This is a genomic window from Telmatospirillum siberiense, from assembly GCF_002845745.1.
Lineage (GTDB): Bacteria > Pseudomonadota > Alphaproteobacteria > Rhodospirillales > Magnetospirillaceae > Telmatospirillum > Telmatospirillum siberiense.
The window spans coordinates 1-17,454 of record NZ_PIUM01000060.1 but is presented as its reverse complement, the minus strand read 5'-3'; the positions used below and the strand labels follow the sequence as shown (position 1 = coordinate 17,454).

The following is a 17,454-nucleotide window of genomic DNA, read 5'->3' as shown; positions in this document are numbered from 1 at the left end:
CGTCACCGACGACCCCGCAACACTCGTTACCAGGCGGGCGCTACCCCTTACCTGGGCCGGACTTCCACCGGCCGGATCGCGCCAGCTTTCCTGACGCACCGCTCATCGCGCTAACGCGACGAAGGTCACTTTTGGAAGAACAACTCGCGCGCGTTCACCCGATTGCCCTGCCCCCCGCCGCCACAATCCTTTCCCTCCCTTTTGCCCTATGCTCCCTCATCCCCTTGTCTGCTCCGGGGCGCGGCGTAACATGATCGTCGTGGATCGGTTGCGCGGTGGGCAGGGCAATGACCGTTGGGCACTCTTCGGAAGCGGCTGATCGTCTTCGCGGTGCCTTGTGCCGTGCCTGCCTCGCCGACGAGGACGCGGCGGTTCAGGCCCTGATCGACCAGAATGTGCTGCCCCCGGATGCGCAGGGCCGGGTCAAGGCCGAGGTCGGCCGTCTGGTCGCTCACATCCGGAGCCGTCCTCCGCAGGGACTGGATGCCTTCCTTCAGGAATACGGGCTGTCGAGTCAGGAGGGTGTCGTCCTCATGTGTCTGGCCGAGGCCCTGCTGCGCATCCCCGATGACCGGACCCGGACTCTCCTGATCCGGGACAAGATCGTTCCCGCACACTGGGATCACCATCTGGGGCGCAGCGGCTCCTTGATGGTCAATGTTTCGACCTGGGCTTTGATGCTGACCGGGCGCCTGCTTCCGGCCGGCGAGGCCCCGTCCGTGGACCAGGTGCCCGGTTTGTGGCGCCGGATGGTGAGCCGATCGGGCGAGGCCGTGGTCCGCCGGGCCATTGTGCAGGCGATGCGGATCATCGGGCGCCAGTTCGTCATGGCGGAAACCATCGGCGAGGCATTGGAGCGTGCCCATGCCGACGAGGTGACGGGCTATCGCCATTCCTTCGACATGCTGGGCGAGGCGGCTTGTACGGGCGAGATGGCCGAGGGCTATCTGGCCGCCTATTCCAACGCCATCGCCTATATCGGATGCGTGGGGAAGGGGCGGGGGCCCGTGCTTGGTCCCGGCTTGTCGGTCAAACTGTCGGCGTTGCATCCCCGCTATGAATTCGCTCAGCGCGAGCGGGTCGTGGAGGAACTGGTTCCGCGTTTTTTGACGTTGGTCGAAGCGGCGGCCGCCAAGGACATCGCCCTTTGCATCGATGCCGAGGAGGCGGATCGTCTCGATCTCTCGCTTGATGTGGTGAGGCTGGCGTTCGAGCGTATGCCGCGCGGATGGGAGGGGTTCGGTCTGGCCGTCCAGGCCTACCAGAAAAGGGCGCCGCTGGTGATCGACTGGCTGATCGAGGCGGCGCGGAGCCATCGGCGCAAACTGCAGATCCGCCTGGTCAAGGGCGCCTATTGGGACAGTGAGATCAAGCGGGCGCAGGAACGCGGTCTGCCAGGCTATCCGGTCTATACCCGCAAGCAGTCCACCGATCTTTCCTATCTCGTCTGCGTCAAACGGCTGGCGGCCGCCGGCGATACTGTCTATCCGCAGTTTGCCACCCATAACGTCCACACGGTTGCCGCCGTCCGCGAAATCATGGGGCCGGGCGGCATTTACGAATTCCAGCGCCTGCACGGCATGGGCGCGCAGCTGCATGACAAGATCGTCGCCGAGGGCGGGGCCTGCCGGATCTATGCTCCGGTGGGCAGTCATGAGGATCTGGTGCCCTATCTGGTCCGCCGTCTGTTGGAGAATGGCGCCAACGGCTCGTTCGTCAATCGATTGGCCGATGCGACGGCTCCCGTCGAGGTGCTTGCCGCCGATCCGGCCAGGTTCCTTCGGGCCCAGGGGGCCAAGGCTCATCCAAAAATTCCATTGCCGGCCGATCTTTACCGGCCGGAACGCCAAAACTCGGCGGGATCCGATCTGTCCGATCCTCTGACGGTCGGCCGGTTGATGGCGGATGTCGCCGGGGCCATGGCGCATGAAAGGCTCGCGGTCCCGCTGATCGACGGCAAGGAACTGGAAGGGGCGATGCGGCTGGTGATCGATCCATCCGACAGCCGGAGACTGGTCGGTCGGGTCTTCGAAGCCGGCGAGGCGGCGGCCGAACGCGCCCTTTCAGTGGTGGCGGCGGCGGCGCCCGGTTGGGATCGCACCGACGTCGCCGAACGCGCCGCGATGCTGGAACGCGCAGCCGAACTCTATCAGGCGCATACGGCCGAACTGTTGGCCCTCTGCATCCGCGAGGCCGGCAAGACGATTCCCGACGCCTTGGCCGAGGTTCGTGAATCCGTCGATTTCCTGCGCTATTACGCGGCTCGCGCAAAGGCCGATTTCGCTTCCGAAGGGCTCGATCTTCCGGGGCCGACCGGAGAGATCAACCGTCTTCGCCTGCGTGGGCGCGGCGTCTTCGTCTGCATCAGTCCGTGGAATTTCCCTCTGGCGATCTTTACCGGGCAGGTGGCCGCGGCTCTGGCGGCGGGCAATGCCGTCATCGCCAAACCGGCGCCGCAGACGCCGTTGATCGCGGCGCTGGCTGTGCGGCTGTTGCACGAGGCCGGCATCGGCGGCGATGTGCTGGCGCTGTTGCCCGGAGGCGGCGATCTGGGCGCCCGCCTGGTCTCCGATGCCCGCATCGCGGGAGTGGCGTTCACCGGATCGAACGAAACGGCCTGGGCCATCCAGAAGCGTCTGGCCGATCGCCATGGGCCGATCGTTCCATTGATCGCCGAAACCGGCGGATTGAACGCCATGATCGTCGATTCTTCGGCCCTGGCCGAGCAGGTGACGAGGGATGCCCTGGTTTCCGCCTTTTCCTGTGCCGGGCAGCGATGCTCGGCGCTCCGCCTGCTTTTTCTGCAAGACGACATCGCCGATCGCGTCCTGACAATGCTGGCCGGGGCGATGCGGGAACTGGCCGTCGGCGACCCGGCCCTGCCGTCTTCCGATATCGGTCCGGTCATCGACCAGGAGGCTTTGTCGAGGTTGGAGCGGCATGCCTTGCGCATGGCGCGTGAAGGCCGCCTTTTGTCCGAGACCCGGTTGCCCGGCGATCTTGCCGACGGTTTTTTCTTTGCGCCCCGGTTGGTTGAGATCTCCGATCCCCGGCGTCTCGATGGCGAGGTTTTCGGTCCCATCCTGCATGTGGTGCGCTATCCGGCGTCCGGATTGGCCGATGTCCTCTCCTGGCTTTCCACATGCGGTTACGGCCTGACACTCGGGATCCACAGCCGAATCGAAGCGACGGTCCGTTTCATCGTCGACCGGGCAAGGGTCGGCAATGTCTACGTCAATCGGGGGATGATCGGCGCCGTGGTGGGGAGCCAGCCGTTCGGCGGAGAGGGCTTGTCCGGAACCGGTCCCAAGAGCGGCGGGCCGCGAACTTTGTACCGGTTCGCCACGGAGCGGGCCGTCAGCGTCAATATCGTCGCGGCTGGCGGCAATCCGTCCTTGCTGTCTCTCGATGACGGCGCTGACGAATCGGCGTCCCCATCGTGAAACGGCGGCGGCTGATGATTTTATTCTCTCTAAGCGTTAGTTAGCTTATGTTAATTTATACCATACGGTGTATTTTATTCGTTGAATATACTCACAAATAAAATAAATAACCGCCTAATGGTCGAGACATATATCGAGATTAGCACCTCCGTCATATTGCGGGTGTTGTCCAATATTAAATACCCTGACCGTTGCCTCTTTTTAAGGTGAAGGTCCGACGTGAGAAACGCGGTTGCCAAAGTCATGACTGCGGAACGGCGGCCGGCCATAGCCCCTGCTTTGCTGGCGGCTGTGTTTGATGGGCATTCGGATGCCATGTTGCTGTTCGACGGCGACCGGCTCGTCTCCTGGAATCTTCGCCTTTTTCAGCTTTTTCCCGCGCTTGTCGACGATCTGGCCGCAGGCGATTCGTTGGAGATCGTGTCCGCCCGGCTCGACGCTCTGGAAGAGGGCGATATTTCCCGTCACACCCGATTGCTGGGCGACGGCCTGTTGCTGCTTTCGTTGCGTCGCAGCAGGCGCGGCGCGCGACGGAGCCGGTTTTCCGGAGCGGATCGCCAACATTGGCGGGGGATTATCGATCCCGCCGGGGAGTTCGATGGCTTCCGGCGGATCTCGCGCGGCGCCATGGTTCATAACGACAAGGATCGGGACGGCGAACGGATCCAGCGGCATTTGCTGGATGCGGTGGAATATCTGACGCATGGACTGGTGATCTTCGACGCGGCCGGCCGTCTCGTGCTTTGCAATGAGCGGTTCCGTCAATTCTTCCCTCAGGTCCTGGCTAAGCAAGGCGCCGCCACGACATACCAGGAGTTCGTCCGTTCGCTGGCGGAAGGCTGGATGAGCGATCCGGGCGCGATCGGTCAATGGGTCGACGAGCATGTCGACCGGCATCGTCTTGGTCTGACTCACGAATGCCAGGCCCTCGACGGTCGCTGGTTCCTGGTGCGCGATCTGCGCCTGCCCGACGGTTCAACGGTGTTGACGGGGACCGACATCACCGGTCTCAAACGGCGCGAAACGGCCTTGCGCGAAAGCGAGGCGCGGTTTCGGGCGATCTTCCAGCATGCCGCCGTCGGCGTTGCGGTGATTCGGTCGGGCGGCCGGATCGTTCAAACCAATCCGGCGCTCGATTCCATGCTGGGATATGGCGTTTGTGAGCTGACCGCCATGCGCTATGGCGACCTCGTACATCCGGACGATCTGGAAACCGAAGCGCGTCTGGCCCGGCGGCTGCTTGACGGCGAGATCGATTGTTTCCGGCATGAGGCCCGTTATCTGCACAAGAGCGGGCGGTATGTATGGGGGCGTCTGACGGTTTCGCTCGTGCGGGGGCTCGGCGACGACAGTTTTGGCGTCGCGATGATCGAAAATATCGATGAGCGCAAAAAGGCCGAGACCGATCTGATGACGTTTCGCGCCGTGGCCGAAGCCGCCGCCGAGGCCATCGTCATCCTATCGCTCGACGGAACGCCGTTTTACGTCAATCCCGCCTATGAGAAGCTGTTCGGTCCGTGCGGGAACGGCGAACTGCCGCACCATTACTGGGATCATTACACCGAAGATGCACAGAGGACGATCCGTCAGATCGTCCTGCCTTTGTTGGAGCGGGGCCAGGGGTGGGAGGGCATCCTGAAGGCGGCCGTGGGACGGCGGATTTTCCCGATATGGCAGCGTGCCGGGACGGTTTTCGACGGGATGGGGCGGGCGCAGTTCCACTTCGTCTTCATGCATGACCACAGCAACCAGCAGCAAATTCGCGATGAGTTGTGCAAGGCCAAGGAACTGGCCGAGCAGGCCAATATCGCCAAGACCCGCTTTCTGGCCGCGGCCAGCCATGACCTCAGGCAACCCCTGCAAGCGCTTTCGATGTTCGTGGCCGTGCTTGCCAGCCGCAGCCACTCGCCGGAAGACGCGCTTCTGATCCAGCGGATCGATGATTCCGTCGGCGCCGTGGAAACCCTGCTGAACGGACTTCTCGATGTTTCGAAACTGGAAGCGGGGCTGGTTGTTCCCGCTCCCGCTTCTTTCGACATCGCCCCGTTGCTGTCGCGGCTCGCCTCCGAATTCCAGCCCTTGGCCGCCGAGGTGGGATTGGGCTTCCATCTGGTCACCTCTCATGCCGTGGTGCGGAGCGATCCGGCATTGCTGGAGCGGATTTTGCGGAATCTGCTGAACAATGCCGTCCGCTATACGAAAAATGGGCGGGTTCTCCTTGGTTGCCGCCGGCGTCGCGACACCATGGTCATCGAAGTCTGGGATACCGGCATCGGAATTCCGCAGAATCAGTTGAAACTGATCTTCCGTGAATTTCATCAACTCGGTAATTCGGCGCGTGACCGGAGGCAGGGGCTCGGATTGGGCTTGGCCATCGTCGATCGTCTCGCGCAACTGCTCGATCATCGCATCGACGTCGCGTCCGAGCCTCAGAGGGGATCGGTGTTCTCGGTCGAAGTTCCCCTGGCCAAGGTTCCTGCCATTACCCCCCTCCAGCCAAGACAGGCGCCTTTGGCCAGCCGGCGGTATGACGCGACCATTCTGATCATCGAGGATGAACCGGACGTGCTGGAGAGCACCTGCCTTTTGCTCGAAAGCTGGGGGTTCAACGTGCTGTCGGCCAAGGACTGCGACGAGGCGCTCCGGCGGATGTCGGAATGGCCCGCCAAGCCCGACCTCATCCTGGCCGATTATCGCCTTCAAAGCGGAACCACCGGAGTTCAGGCGGTCAACCTCATCCGTGCCCGCCTCAAAATCGCGTTGCCGGCAATCATCCTGACCGGCGACACGGCTCCCGAACGGTTGCGCCAGGCCAAGGCCAGCGGCCATGGATTGCTGCATAAGCCGGTGCAGCCGGTGATGTTGCATCGGATGATCGACGAGGCTCTGTCGATGTCCCTTTCCGACCGGGAACGTTCCTCCGCCGGATGAGGTCTATGCCGGCGGGAAAATATCTTCCCCAAAAAAAATCGCGAAAAAATGCGCGCCGTCACAGCCTTTTCGGTCGGGATGGCGCATGATTCTCGGCAGGAGCGTTTCGCGGTCCGCCGATGAGCGAAGATAATCACCGGAAATCGTTGGCTTAATTCGTTTTGGATTGCGAACGTCTTGGTTAACATTATATTACGATCAGAAGAGAAGATCGGTCGGTCATTGGCATGTCCAGCAGCGTGAGAGTAGGAGCGACATCCGCAGCAAGCGCCATCTCGGTTCCAACCCGGGTGACGTCGGACTCTCTTTTTGGCTCCTACAATCGGGTCTCCGGCGTTTCCGGCTCAACTCCGGTGGGCGGGTGCGCTTACTGGCGTCAGCAGAACGGCGATCAATATTCTCAGAGCGGTTTCGACGGCTACGACTATCAGGACCCGTCGCAGCCCCAGTTCACCCCGCTGGTGGGCAGCCGGGCATCGTCTTTTCCGGCGAGTCAGAGCTATTCTGACGGTGTCTCGGCGGATACCCTGTTTGGAAGCGATGTCCTGCGCGCCCTTGGTGTCTACGAATTCAATATGAAGTTGTTCGCCGGCGCCTATGTTGCGCAGGGCAGCGTCATCAATCGTTATTCCTGATATCCCCGCCCGGCGGCTGAGGGACTAAGAATTTAAACCACGGCTCGGGTTCACCCGATACCCTGGTGAGCGTGGGGCTTGGCGAGACCCCCGCAGGGCGTCTATTGTGATGACGGCGCTCAAGATGAGGAATAATGATGGCGTCGCCCGCCGCTCCATCCAGCTTTGACATCGCCTATTGGTTCATTGATCGTGCTTTGGACGACAATGAATATCTGCAACCGCAAAAGCTGCATCGCCTGATGTATTTGGCTCAGGCTTATTTCGCCGTCGCCTATCATGGACGTATGCTGATGCCTGCCGTCTTCGTCGCCGACGAATTCGGGCCGATCGAGCCCAACGTGTTCCGGGCCTGCGCCATTCAGCGTCCCCCGATCGAAGCAAAGGCCTTGCCCGACATCGTGACCCATTTCCTGGACGGTGTCTGGCGTCGTTTCGGCCAGCATTCCGCCGAACATCTGAATCGTCAGGTCAACGGCCATCCGCCTTACGGCGCCGCCTTGGCGGCCGGCGCCGGTTCCGAGATTCCCCTGAAGGCGATGGTGGCCTTCTACGGCAAGAAGCCGCCCACGGTGCCGGAGGAGCAGGCCTCGACCGCGATGTCCGCGGCGGCGCCTCCACCGGTCGAGCAGGTCTTGCGTCCGCGCGTGATGAGGTCCCAGAACGGTGCACCGGTTTCGGTGCAGAAATGGATGCCTCCCTCCAAGCCCCAGAAATAGCCGGGCGGCTTACCGATGGCAGGCCCCACTCCCGAACAGCGCGCCGATTATCTGGTGCGCAAACTTGAAAACCTTATTCGCGAGGGCAAGACCGAGCGGGGCATGTCGTTCAAGACGTGGCAGGCCCTGGCGCGCTCGGAGCTCTCCAACGCCTTCAGCGATTTCGAACGCCAACTGTTGAAGAGCCGGCAGGACGCCGTGGGCAAACGGCTGATCCTGGTCGGAGCGACGGCCATGGTGACCATCGGCTTCTGGGGAGCAGCCCTGACCGTCGACCGCCGTTATGGCGACCTGGTCGCCTATATTTTCATCGGGGCGGGGATTCTGCTGGCCGGCGTGTTGGCGGAAATCAGCTTTCGCCGCCTCGCCAACCGTTACAGGACGGTGGCGCGTGAAAAGAGCTTCGAGCGTATCGCCGACTTCGATAAACAGTTGAAGCGCCTTGAGGCGGAAATCTGGCTGAAGCTTAAAAAGACCCGCGAACAGGCCGAAGCCGACGAGTGATCCCGGCGATTGAGGGCTCGGTGATCGGTTTCGATCACCGGGAATTGGTATCAGCGATCAGCTTCGATCACCGAGACTGGGTATTCGATGTCCCCTCGGCCTGTTCCCGCTTTTTCTTCATGAAGTTGATCATTTCGGCGCAAGGGTCGTCGTCATTGGCGCGCGGCGTGAACCATACCGCATCATAGGGCGGCAGGGAGCTTCCGTAGGGTTCTCCATAGGCGGCCGGGGCGGTCCAGTCCTCGTCGACTTCGATGAAGGCCAGCGAAAACACCTTCTTTCCCGATGTCATGGCATCGATCTGCGAAGGCACGCCGCGGTCGATGCGGGTATGGCCGGCTCCGGCGATCAGCACGGCCTTGGGCGGAGCGCCGTCGATCAGGGCGTGAGCCATGGCGGCGTCGCGGGCCCGTTGCACGTCGACCATCGGCGCCACCGCCTGTTCGGGAAGCTGTCCGCAGTGGGATTGGCGGATTTCCACGGCCATGGCGTCGAAAATGGCTGGAGCCAGCGGCTGGTCCAGCCGATAGAAATGGCGGGCCTCGTCGGCAAGAGCCTGCCCCCTGGCCACCGCGCGGACGGTGTCGCGCGACAGATTGGCCGCGCGGATATCAAGTCCGGCCGCCACGCCTTCAGCAAACAGCGGCTGATAGTTTTTCCAGTCCGGCCAATTGCCGTGCGTCCAATCGAGGGCGTCGGCCAGGCCGTCCACGTCGCCGGGTTGTTCCCGCAAATGACGCTCCAGGGCCTCCGTTTGCTCCGGGCCGATCATTTCGAAGGCCAGCCGCGGCTTGCCCCCGGCCGCGATGACGCGCGCCAGCGCCCAGGCCTGCAAACGGTGATGGTCGGGATTGTCGTGGCGTTCTCCCAGCAGCACGATATCCGCCTGGACCAGCTGTTCGCTCAGTTCCGTCCTGTCGATGAAGCGCTGGGCGGCGGGAAGCCAGATGCGTCCGACCAGGGGATGATCCCGGTCGAGAGGAGCAGACCACGTATCTCCGTCATGGCTGACGCAGGACGGCAGGGTGATCAGCAGGACCAGGACGGCGAAAAGGGAACGCATGGAAGCCTCGCGGGGAGAGATGTGTGGATTTAAGGTTGCGCGGAAAGAGGTGGAACGGCACAGTCTCGCCCGAGTTCGGTCATGGTGAAAGCGTGTCGATCATGTCGCTGGTTCGTCGTCTGGTTCTTCTGCTTCTGCTGCTTCCCTGGCCGGCCTGGGCGGCCGACAGGACGCATCTCGCCATCGAGACGGCGGATGGCCGCTCCCTGGCCTTTTCCGTCGAAGTGGCGGAGACGCCCGAGCAGCAGACCCGCGGGCTGATGAACCGGGCCAGCCTGCCCGCCGATGCGGGGATGCTGTTCGATTTCGGCATGGACCGCCCCGTCGCCATGTGGATGAAAAATACCCTGATTCCGCTCGACATGCTGTTCATCAAGGTGGATGGGACCATCGCCGGCATCGCCGAGAGGACGGTTCCGATGTCGCTTGAGGTCATCGCCTCGCCGGGACCGGTGCGGGCCGTGCTGGAATTGAATGGCGGCACGTCCGATCGCCTGGGGCTCAAAGTCGGCGATCGCGTCGTCCATCCCGTGATCGGCCACCGACCGTAGGGTTCATATGACGCTTCCGCTCCAGCGGGCTCTCAGCCGGCGGCGGATGTTTCCTCGTTCTTCCTGCGGCAGTCGGGGCACAGTCCCTCGACTTCGATGGTCCGGCGCGAAACGGTGAACCCCGAGGCGTCGGCCGCGTTTTGCAAGGCGGCGTCGAGGGCGGGGTTATCCAGCATTTCCAGGGCGCGGCCGCAATCGGTGCAGATCAGAAAATGTGCCGAATGGGACGATTCGGGGCGGGGACAGCCGACGAAGGCGTTCAGCCGTTCCAGGCGGTGGACAAGGCCCTGGTCGATCAGAAAATCCAGGGCGCGGTAGACGGTCGGCGGGGCCGCGGCATGGCCTTCGCTTTTCAGCGTGTCGAGCAGGGCATAGGCGCCCACCGGTTCGTGGCTCGTCCATACCAGTTCGAGAACCCGCCGACGCAAATCCGTCAGCCGGGCGCCGTGGCGTTCGCAGCGCAGCTGCGCGGCATCGAGCGCCGAGCGGATGCAGTCTCCGTGGTCGTGGGCCGGCGGCGGAAATTGATCGAGATCGAGCTTCATCGTCGATGGGGCCTGTGAGTGATCCAGACCGGATAATATTACATTCCAGTGGATCCGCGACAAAAAGGATTGGTGTGGGGGGCCAGGGCAATCGGCGATAAGCCAGATGCACTTCGTCCCTCCGACGGTTCCGGTAGGCTCCGGCTTTTGATTAACCACCAAGGCACCAAGGCACCAAGGCACCAAGGTGATGGAGTGCGCCGCAGGCATTCACCCGTTCATCCGATAGACATCCGTCGGATGAGAAAGTAATGCCTGCGGCGCGCATTCTTCTTGGATCCGCCATGCGGCCGGATATATCGGGAAACGCCTTGGTGCCTTGGTGGTTCAAAATATCCTGGGTTGGCTTTCAAGCCTTTGGGCGCCGAGCGTCTGGGTTGCCCCACTAAGTCGGGATCTTCTCGATCAGGATTGCCCGGAAATCGTTGACGTTGGTCAGGGTCGGCCCGGTGATCAACTGGTCGCCCAATGCCTCGAAGAAACCGTGCCCGTCGTTGTCGGCCAGGGCGTCCTTCGGCTTGATGCCCTTGGCCCAGGCCCGCGCCAGCGTGTCTGGCGCGAAGAGGGCTCCGGCGATGTCCTCCATGCCGTCGACCCCGTCGGTATCGGCGGCCAGGGCGTAGACGCCCGGTTGTCCGTCGAGGGCAATCCCCAGGGACAGCAGAAATTCCACGTTGCGTCCGCCGCGTCCCTTGCCGCGGACGGTGACCGTGGTCTCGCCGCCGGACAGAAGGATGCAGGGCGTTTCGAAGGGCTGGCCGCGACGGGCCACCTGCAAGGCGATGCCGGCCATCGCCTTGCCGACGTCGCGGGCCTCGCCTTCCAGGGAGTCGCCCAGGATATGGGTCTTGATGCCGGCCTTCTCGGCGATCGCGGCGGCGGCCTCCAGGGCCAGTTGCGGCGCGGCGATGATGCGGGTGTCGATGCCGGCGAGCCGAGGATCCTCGGGCTTGATCGTTTCACCGCGGCCGCTTTCCAGAACCGCCAGCACCTTCGGCGGCACCTCGATGCCGTAGCGCCGGATGATGGCCAGGGCGTCGGCGCAACTGGTGGCGTCGCCGACGGTGGGGCCGGAGGCGATATCGGACGGGTTGTCGCCGGGAACGTCGGAAATCAGCAATGTCACCACCTTGGCGGGATGACAGGCGGCGGCCAGCCGGCCGCCCTTGATCGCCGAAAGATGACGGCGGACGCAATTCATCTCGGTGATGGTCGCGCCCGAGGCGAGCAGCGCCTTGTTGACGGCCTGCTTGTCTTCCAGCGTCAGATCGGGGTGGGGCAGGGCCAGCAGAGCCGAACCGCCGCCGGAAATCAGGCACAGCACGAGATCGTCGGCGGTCAGGCCGGCGGCCAGGTCGTAAATTCTTTGGGCGGCGGCCAGGCCGGCGGCGTCGGGCACCGGATGGGCCGCTTCGACGATTTCGATGCGCTGGCAGGGCACGCCATAGCCGTAGCGGGTAACCACCAGGCCCGACAACGGCCCCGGCCAATTGTCCTCGACGACGCGGGCCATGGCGGCGGAAGCCTTGCCGGCGCCGATGACCACCATGCGGCCTTTCGGCGGCTTCGGCAGATGATGCGGTATGGCATGGGACGGTTGGGCGGCCGCGACGGCCGCGTCGAACATTTGCCTCAGCAAATCCCGAGGGGAGGTGGACATCTTCCCGGCTCCTGTTTTTTCTTGGACGCGTCCTACATGGATAGCTGATTTTCCAATAATTTGTCCATGGGCAAATGATCTGACATTTGGTAATTTTTGAATCGCGAACGAGAGGATCCGATCAGATGTATCAACCGGTGAAACAAGGACGGCGGGCCGATGCGGTGGCCGACCAGTTGCGGCAACTGATCGTCGAGGGAACGTTGCGTCCGGGTGTCCGTCTGCCGACCGAGCGCGATCTGGCGGAACGTTTCCAGACCTCGCGGCCGACCATCCGCGACGCGGTGACCCGTTTGGAACACGACGGTCTGCTTTCGATGCAGCGCGACGGCATGCATGTCGCCGATCCGGCCGCCGAAACCATCGCCCAGCCGCTTTCCGCCCTGCTCATGTCGGACATCCGCGGCGTCGACGATTATATGGAGTTCCGCCATATCCTCGAAGGCTCGGCGGCCTATCTGGCGGCCTTGCGCTCCAACGAGATCGACCGCGAACATTTGCGGCGGTGTTTCGAGACCATGGTCAGGCTGCATGAAGTCGGCGATCCCGAGGCGGAAGCGGCGGCCGACGCCGACTTTCATCTGGCCATCTACGAGATGTCGCACAATGTCGTGATCCTGCATGTCTTGCGGGCGTTGTCCGATATCCTGCGCAATGATGTGCTGCAGAACCGCAACCGCCTTTATCTGCGCCAGGGTTACCGGCAGATTACCCTGAAGCAGCACAGGTCGATCTACGACGCCATCATCGGAGGCGCGCCCGAGGAGGCCCGCCAGAGCGCCCAGGCGCATATCAGCTTCGCCAAGGAGGCGATCGCCGAAAGCCGCAAGGCCCAGGAACGTCTCGACGTATCGCGCCGCCGGGCCGCCGCCGGGGATTTGAAGTAGGTTTTTCCATCCCCCCGGGCGGCCTTCCGTCCATAAATCGAGCGTCCCGCCATTGACAAGGGGTGGTACAAAGCACCATCACAATGCTTCGTCCCTCTTCCTCGTCACAGAAAAGGTGTTGTCGTGATCGATCCCGCCGCGGCGTTGTCCGCCATCAAGTTCAACTCCGAAGGTCTGGTTCCGGCGATCGCCCAGCAGCACGACAGCGGCGAAGTGCTGATGATGGCCTGGATGAACCGGGAAGCCGTCGGGGAGACCTTGAAGAGCGGCCGGGTCTGTTATTATTCCCGTTCCCGCAAGGCGTTGTGGCGCAAGGGCGAGACGTCCGGGCAGCCACAAACCCTCAAGTCGTTCCTGATCGATTGCGATGGCGACACCATCCTTCTCAAGGTCGACCAGAAGGGGGTCGCCTGCCATACCGGACATCGGGACTGTTTCTTCACCGAGGTCGGTCCGGAAGGGTTGACCGAAATTTCACCCGTCGTCATTCCGCCCACGGAGCTTTACGGGAAATGAGCGAAGATCTTCTGGTGGCCGCCCATGAGGCGCTGCCGATCACCATTCTCACCGGCTTCCTGGGTAGCGGGAAGACGACGCTTCTCAATCATCTTCTGCATCAGCCCGATCTCAAGGACTGCGCCGTTCTGATCAACGAGTTCGGCGAGGTGTCGATCGACCATCTTTTGGTCCGTCATCTGTCCGAGGAGGTGGTCGTACTCGACAGCGGCTGTCTGTGCTGCACCGTGCGCGGCGATCTGGTGACCGCCTTGCGCGATTTGTTCACCAAGCGGGTCAAGGGCGAGGTGCCGGAATTCAAGCGGGTGCTGATCGAGACCACCGGCCTGGCCGATCCGGCGCCCATCCTCCATACCCTGATGACCGACCCTCTTCTGGGCGCGCGCTACCGGCTGGATGGGGTGGTTTGCACGGTGGACGCGGTAAACGGCTCCAAGACGCTGGATAGCAGCCGGGAAGCGGTCAAGCAGGCGGCGGTGGCCGATCGTCTGTTGTTGACCAAGCAGGATCTGGCCGATCCGGTGGCGGTGGAGTTGTTGCGGGCCCGGTTGGCCCTGCTCAATCCGGCGGCCCATGTCCTGACGGTGAGCCGAGGGGCCGTCGATCCGGCGGCCATTCTCGATTGCGGGCTCTTCGACGGCAAGACCCGCATTCCCGATGTGGCCCGATGGTTGAACGACGAGGCGGTGGCGGCCCGGTCCGAGTTCGGGCACGACGACGAATGCGGTGCGGATTGTCATGATCCCCGTCACCATCATGACCATGGCCACCATCATCATGATCATCATCTGCATGGCGAGCGGCATGACGACAAGATTTCCTCCTTCGTCGTGACGTTCGATGAGCCGGTGGTTTGGGAACAACTGGCCTTGGCCATCGAGGTCCTGATCTCGCTGAAGGGTGAGAATCTGTTGCGCGTCAAGGGGGTCGTCAACGCGGAAGGGTGTGACAAGCCGTTGATTCTGCACGGTGTCCAGCATCTGTTCCACGAGCCGGTGATGCTGCCGGCGTGGCCCGATGATGATCGGCGGACACGGATCGTCTTCATTACCCGCGATCTGTCGCAGGAAGCGATCGAGGGGTTGCTGGCGCGGGCATTCGATGTGGAGACGGCGGAAGCCGATGAGGATTAATTATCTTTAACGTTATTCAACTTCAGGATGCATTAAGAGCGATTCGCATTGAATAGTTGAGCAATTCGTTCTATGGTTACGAGGATGTTGGCCATACAGGTCAACCTCCCTCTCTTAGACATCCCTCGACACCCGCCGCCTTCCCCCCTGAGCGGCGGGTGTTTTTTGTCCCATTGATACCGGCTATTTCGCCAGCCACTTCGGCAGCATGCGTTCCAACGTTCCGTCCTTGCGGATGAGCGTGTGGCCCAGCGCGGCCAGAATATGCATGGCGACCAATAGGTAAACGACCCACTGACCCGCTTCATGGAACAGATGGGCGACATGGGCCAGTTCCTTATCCGGCGCGATCAGCGTCGGAAGGGGTAGGACACCGAAGAGGTTCACCGCGCGCCCATTGGCGACGGACCCCAGATAGCCGCTGATCGGCATGACGAAGAGCATCACGTAAAGCAGGCCGTGGGCGGCTTCGGCCAGGAGTTTTTCCAGCGGGTTGGGATGACCGGCCATGGGCGGTGGCGGTTTTATGCCGCGCCAGACCAGCCTGGCCACCGTCAGGACCAGAATCAGGACGCCCACGGACTTATGGATGGTGTGCCACTCGGCGCGGGCGGGATCCTCCCGGGCCAGGCTCAGCATGTACCAGGCGCAGGGCACGACGAAAAACATCAATGCCGCTGAAATCCAGTGCAGAGCCTGGGCGGAGGCGGTGTAGCGGGGGGGATCCAGCGCCGTTTGGGTCGTTTGGCTTGTTTGGTTCATCGTTCGCGAGTCCTCGATTATTATTCCGCGGCCTGCTCCGCCTGTTTGGCGTAACGCCGTGCCAGTACGGCGCAGGTCATCAGTTGGATTTGATGAAAGAGCATCAGGGGCAGGACGATCATGCCGACCGAATGTCCCGCGAACAGAATATTGGCCATCGGCACGCCTGCCACCAAACTCTTTTTCGAGCCGCAGAAGACGATGGTGATCTCATCCTCCCGGTTGAATCCCATGCGCCGGGCCGCCCAAGTGGTGGTGGTCAGCGCCACGCCCAGCAGGACGATATTGACGATCACCATGCCGGCGGTGCTTTCCGGCGTCAATTGATGCCAAAGTCCGTTGACCACCGCCTCGCTGAAGGCGCCATAGACCACCATCAGGATCGATCCGCGGTCGACCACACCCAGCAATTTCTTGTGACGCAAGGCCCAGGCGCCGATCCAGGGACGCAAAAGCTGCCCGACGACGAAAGGCACGAGCAACTGCATGATGATGGATTCGATGGAATCCAGCGAGATGTCGCCGCCATGGGCGCTCATCAGCAGACCGACCAGCAGCGGCGTCAGGAAGACGCCGAGCAGACTGGATACCGAAGCGCTGCAGATGGCCGCCGGCACATTGCCGCCGGCAATCGAGGTGAAGGCGATGGATGACTGCACCGTCGAGGGCAGGCAACAGAGGAAAATGATGCCCGCTCCAAGCGCCGGGGACAGCATCGAGGCCGGCAGGGCGGCGGTGAGCAGGCCCAGGATCGGGAAATAGACGAATGTGGAGGCGAAAACCGTCAGATGCAGCCGCCAGTGGGTCAGTCCGGCGAACACCGCCTCACGCGACAGCCGGGCGCCATGCAGGAAGAACAGCAGGGCCACGGCCACCTCGGTGGCGACCTTCCAGTCCTCGGCGATCTGCCCGGAGCAGGGGAGCACCGTGGCGAACAGAACGGTCCCGACCAGCAGCAATGTGAAATTGTCGGGCCTCAGCCGCGCCAACGCACTCATTTGTCACAAACTCCAGTAATAAAATGAAAATCGCACTGTGACGAATTACGCCGCCATTGTGAAGCCCACTAGGCATGATTATTGTCATTCGGAAACGCAATGACGGGGGCGTCATGTTCGATCCGCATCTGCTGCTGACCTTCGTTACCGCCGCGCAAACCCGCAGTTTCACCGAGACGGGACGGCGCCTGGGGCTGGGCCAGCCGACCGTCAGCCAGCATATTCGCCGGCTGGAGGAGACGATCGGCCGTCGGCTGTTCCTCAGGGATACGCACCGCGTGATATTGACTTCGGACGGCGAATCCATGCTCGACCTGGCGCGCGGAATTCTCGACGCCAATGAGCGGGCGAGACGGCATTTCGCCGCGTCCGATCTCCGCGGGCGTTTGCGTTTCGGGGCTTCCGAGGATTTCGTGCAAAGCCGGCTGCCCGAGGTGCTTTACGATTTCGTCCGCAAGCATCCTTCGGTCGATCTCGAACTGACCGTGGCCTTGAGCGGCGAGCTTTATCAGATGATCGAAGGCGGGCAGTTGGATCTCGTCCTGGCCAAGCGGCGGTTGGGCGACGACCGTGGTCAATTCGTCCGGCGCGAGCGCTTGGTCTGGATCGGCCGCGAGACCGGCCGGGCCGACACGGCGCGGCCGTTGCCGCTGGTGATGTTTCCGCCGCCCAGCATCACCCGGGCGATGGCGATCGAGGCCCTCGACCAGGCGAACATGCCATGGCGGATCGTTTGCACCTGTGGCGGACTGACCGGTCTCAGGGCGGCGGCCATGGCCGGCTTCGGCCTGATGGTGCAGCCTGAAAGCATGGTGCCGGCCGGCCTCGCCGAGATCCGGTCCCACCATCTGCCGCCGCTGGGCGAGATCGAGTTCGTGGTGGTCGGGAGCGGCGGAACGCTTCGCGGACCGGCGGCCGAACTGGCCAAGGTGATCTTAAACAGCGACTATCGGCTGCAGGCGGCGTCTTGAGGCAAGGACACCGGCACGGAGGCCTCTAGTGCATTGACTCAAACAGAAGATACAACGGGCAGGCGCTGAAGTTTTGCAAGGATGACGTCGGCCGGCTTTGTCCAAACGAATGGCTTTGAATTTTTGTTGTGCTCGT

General features: G+C 62.6%; 15 protein-coding genes. 10 read left to right on the top strand and 5 right to left on the bottom strand.

Translation table 11 applies throughout. The features are described 5' to 3' along the window. Positions 1–287: 287 nt before the first annotated feature. From putA to CWS72_RS26795, 5 genes are all read left to right on the top strand, one after another. Complete coding sequence (putA, locus tag CWS72_RS26815) at positions 288–3,443, top strand: bifunctional proline dehydrogenase/L-glutamate gamma-semialdehyde dehydrogenase PutA (RefSeq protein ID WP_101253736.1); 3,156 nt, start codon at positions 288–290, stop codon at positions 3,441–3,443. A gap of 219 nt (positions 3,444–3,662) precedes the next feature. Next, complete coding sequence (locus CWS72_RS26810) at positions 3,663–6,374, top strand: hybrid sensor histidine kinase/response regulator (RefSeq protein WP_101253735.1); 2,712 nt, start codon at positions 3,663–3,665, stop codon at positions 6,372–6,374. Between the two features lie 227 nt (positions 6,375–6,601). After that, positions 6,602–7,009: a hypothetical protein gene (locus CWS72_RS26805; protein ID WP_146002903.1), complete on the top strand. Its 408-nt coding sequence runs from the start codon at positions 6,602–6,604 to the stop codon at positions 7,007–7,009. 134 nt (positions 7,010–7,143) lie between these two features. Then, the gene (locus CWS72_RS26800) at positions 7,144–7,728 is read left to right on the top strand and encodes a Panacea domain-containing protein (protein WP_338056233.1); all 585 of its coding nucleotides are present in this window, start codon (positions 7,144–7,146) and stop codon (positions 7,726–7,728) included. A gap of 15 nt (positions 7,729–7,743) precedes the next feature. Further along, positions 7,744–8,232, top strand: coding sequence for a hypothetical protein (locus tag CWS72_RS26795; RefSeq protein WP_101253733.1), 489 nt, complete (start codon positions 7,744–7,746; stop codon positions 8,230–8,232). Positions 8,233–8,299: 67 nt separating this feature from the next. On the opposite strand, the gene CWS72_RS26790 is transcribed toward CWS72_RS26795, so the two are convergent. Further along, a complete protein-coding gene (locus CWS72_RS26790; RefSeq protein WP_101253732.1) occupies positions 8,300–9,295 on the bottom strand; it encodes a ChaN family lipoprotein in 996 nt (331 codons plus the stop codon). Positions 9,296–9,330: 35 nt separating this feature from the next. On the opposite strand from CWS72_RS26790, the gene CWS72_RS26785 reads away from it, so the two are divergent. Then, entirely contained in the window at positions 9,331–9,846 is a 516-nt protein-coding gene (locus tag CWS72_RS26785; RefSeq protein WP_241911912.1) for a DUF192 domain-containing protein, read from the top strand. 32 nt (positions 9,847–9,878) lie between these two features. Here CWS72_RS26785 and CWS72_RS26780 read toward each other — a convergent pair whose 3' ends face one another. Continuing rightward, positions 9,879–10,391, bottom strand: coding sequence for a Fur family transcriptional regulator (locus CWS72_RS26780; RefSeq protein WP_101253730.1), 513 nt, complete (start codon positions 10,389–10,391; stop codon positions 9,879–9,881). A 385-nt stretch (positions 10,392–10,776) separates the two neighbouring features. Continuing rightward, entirely contained in the window at positions 10,777–12,051 is a 1,275-nt protein-coding gene (locus CWS72_RS26775; RefSeq protein WP_101253729.1) for a glycerate kinase type-2 family protein, read from the bottom strand. Positions 12,052–12,176: 125 nt separating this feature from the next. Here CWS72_RS26775 and CWS72_RS26770 point away from each other — a divergent pair, with 125 nt between their 5' ends. The 3 genes from CWS72_RS26770 (at position 12,177) to CWS72_RS26760 (ending at position 14,587) form a co-directional block, all read left to right on the top strand. Beyond that, positions 12,177–12,938 (top strand): FCD domain-containing protein, encoded by a 762-nt coding sequence (locus CWS72_RS26770; RefSeq protein ID WP_101253728.1) that lies wholly within the window; start codon positions 12,177–12,179, stop codon positions 12,936–12,938. A 126-nt stretch (positions 12,939–13,064) separates the two neighbouring features. Beyond that, positions 13,065–13,454 (top strand): phosphoribosyl-AMP cyclohydrolase, encoded by a 390-nt coding sequence (gene hisI / locus CWS72_RS26765; RefSeq protein ID WP_420824090.1) that lies wholly within the window; start codon positions 13,065–13,067, stop codon positions 13,452–13,454. Beyond that, positions 13,451–14,587, top strand: coding sequence for a CobW family GTP-binding protein (locus tag CWS72_RS26760; RefSeq protein ID WP_101253726.1), 1,137 nt, complete (start codon positions 13,451–13,453; stop codon positions 14,585–14,587). Before hisI ends, CWS72_RS26760 begins: the two co-directional genes overlap by 4 nt. Before the next feature lie 183 nt (positions 14,588–14,770). On the opposite strand, the gene CWS72_RS26755 is transcribed toward CWS72_RS26760, so the two are convergent. Together CWS72_RS26755 and CWS72_RS26750 are read right to left on the bottom strand one after the other, a co-directional pair. Continuing rightward, positions 14,771–15,349 (bottom strand): cytochrome b, encoded by a 579-nt coding sequence (locus tag CWS72_RS26755; RefSeq protein WP_101253725.1) that lies wholly within the window; start codon positions 15,347–15,349, stop codon positions 14,771–14,773. A 20-nt stretch (positions 15,350–15,369) separates the two neighbouring features. Further along, positions 15,370–16,347 (bottom strand): bile acid:sodium symporter family protein, encoded by a 978-nt coding sequence (locus CWS72_RS26750; protein WP_101253724.1) that lies wholly within the window; start codon positions 16,345–16,347, stop codon positions 15,370–15,372. Positions 16,348–16,460: 113 nt separating this feature from the next. On the opposite strand from CWS72_RS26750, the gene CWS72_RS26745 reads away from it, so the two are divergent. Continuing rightward, complete coding sequence (locus CWS72_RS26745) at positions 16,461–17,318, top strand: LysR substrate-binding domain-containing protein (RefSeq protein WP_101253737.1); 858 nt, start codon at positions 16,461–16,463, stop codon at positions 17,316–17,318. Positions 17,319–17,454: the final 136 nt, after the last annotated feature.

Coding starts and splice junctions, on each gene's coding strand:
- putA (WP_101253736.1), top strand. CDS start 288: ATGACCGTTGGGCACTCTTCGGAAGCGGCTGATCGTCTTCGCGGTGCC.
- CWS72_RS26805 (WP_146002903.1), top strand. CDS start 6,602: ATGTCCAGCAGCGTGAGAGTAGGAGCGACATCCGCAGCAAGCGCCATC.
- CWS72_RS26800 (WP_338056233.1), top strand. CDS start 7,144: ATGATGGCGTCGCCCGCCGCTCCATCCAGCTTTGACATCGCCTATTGG.
- CWS72_RS26795 (WP_101253733.1), top strand. CDS start 7,744: ATGGCAGGCCCCACTCCCGAACAGCGCGCCGATTATCTGGTGCGCAAA.
- CWS72_RS26790 (WP_101253732.1), bottom strand. CDS start 9,295: ATGCGTTCCCTTTTCGCCGTCCTGGTCCTGCTGATCACCCTGCCGTCC.
- CWS72_RS26780 (WP_101253730.1), bottom strand. CDS start 10,391: ATGAAGCTCGATCTCGATCAATTTCCGCCGCCGGCCCACGACCACGGA.
- CWS72_RS26775 (WP_101253729.1), bottom strand. CDS start 12,051: ATGTCCACCTCCCCTCGGGATTTGCTGAGGCAAATGTTCGACGCGGCC.
- CWS72_RS26770 (WP_101253728.1), top strand. CDS start 12,177: ATGTATCAACCGGTGAAACAAGGACGGCGGGCCGATGCGGTGGCCGAC.
- CWS72_RS26760 (WP_101253726.1), top strand. CDS start 13,451: ATGAGCGAAGATCTTCTGGTGGCCGCCCATGAGGCGCTGCCGATCACC.
- CWS72_RS26755 (WP_101253725.1), bottom strand. CDS start 15,349: ATGAACCAAACAAGCCAAACGACCCAAACGGCGCTGGATCCCCCCCGC.
- CWS72_RS26750 (WP_101253724.1), bottom strand. CDS start 16,347: ATGAGTGCGTTGGCGCGGCTGAGGCCCGACAATTTCACATTGCTGCTG.
- CWS72_RS26745 (WP_101253737.1), top strand. CDS start 16,461: ATGTTCGATCCGCATCTGCTGCTGACCTTCGTTACCGCCGCGCAAACC.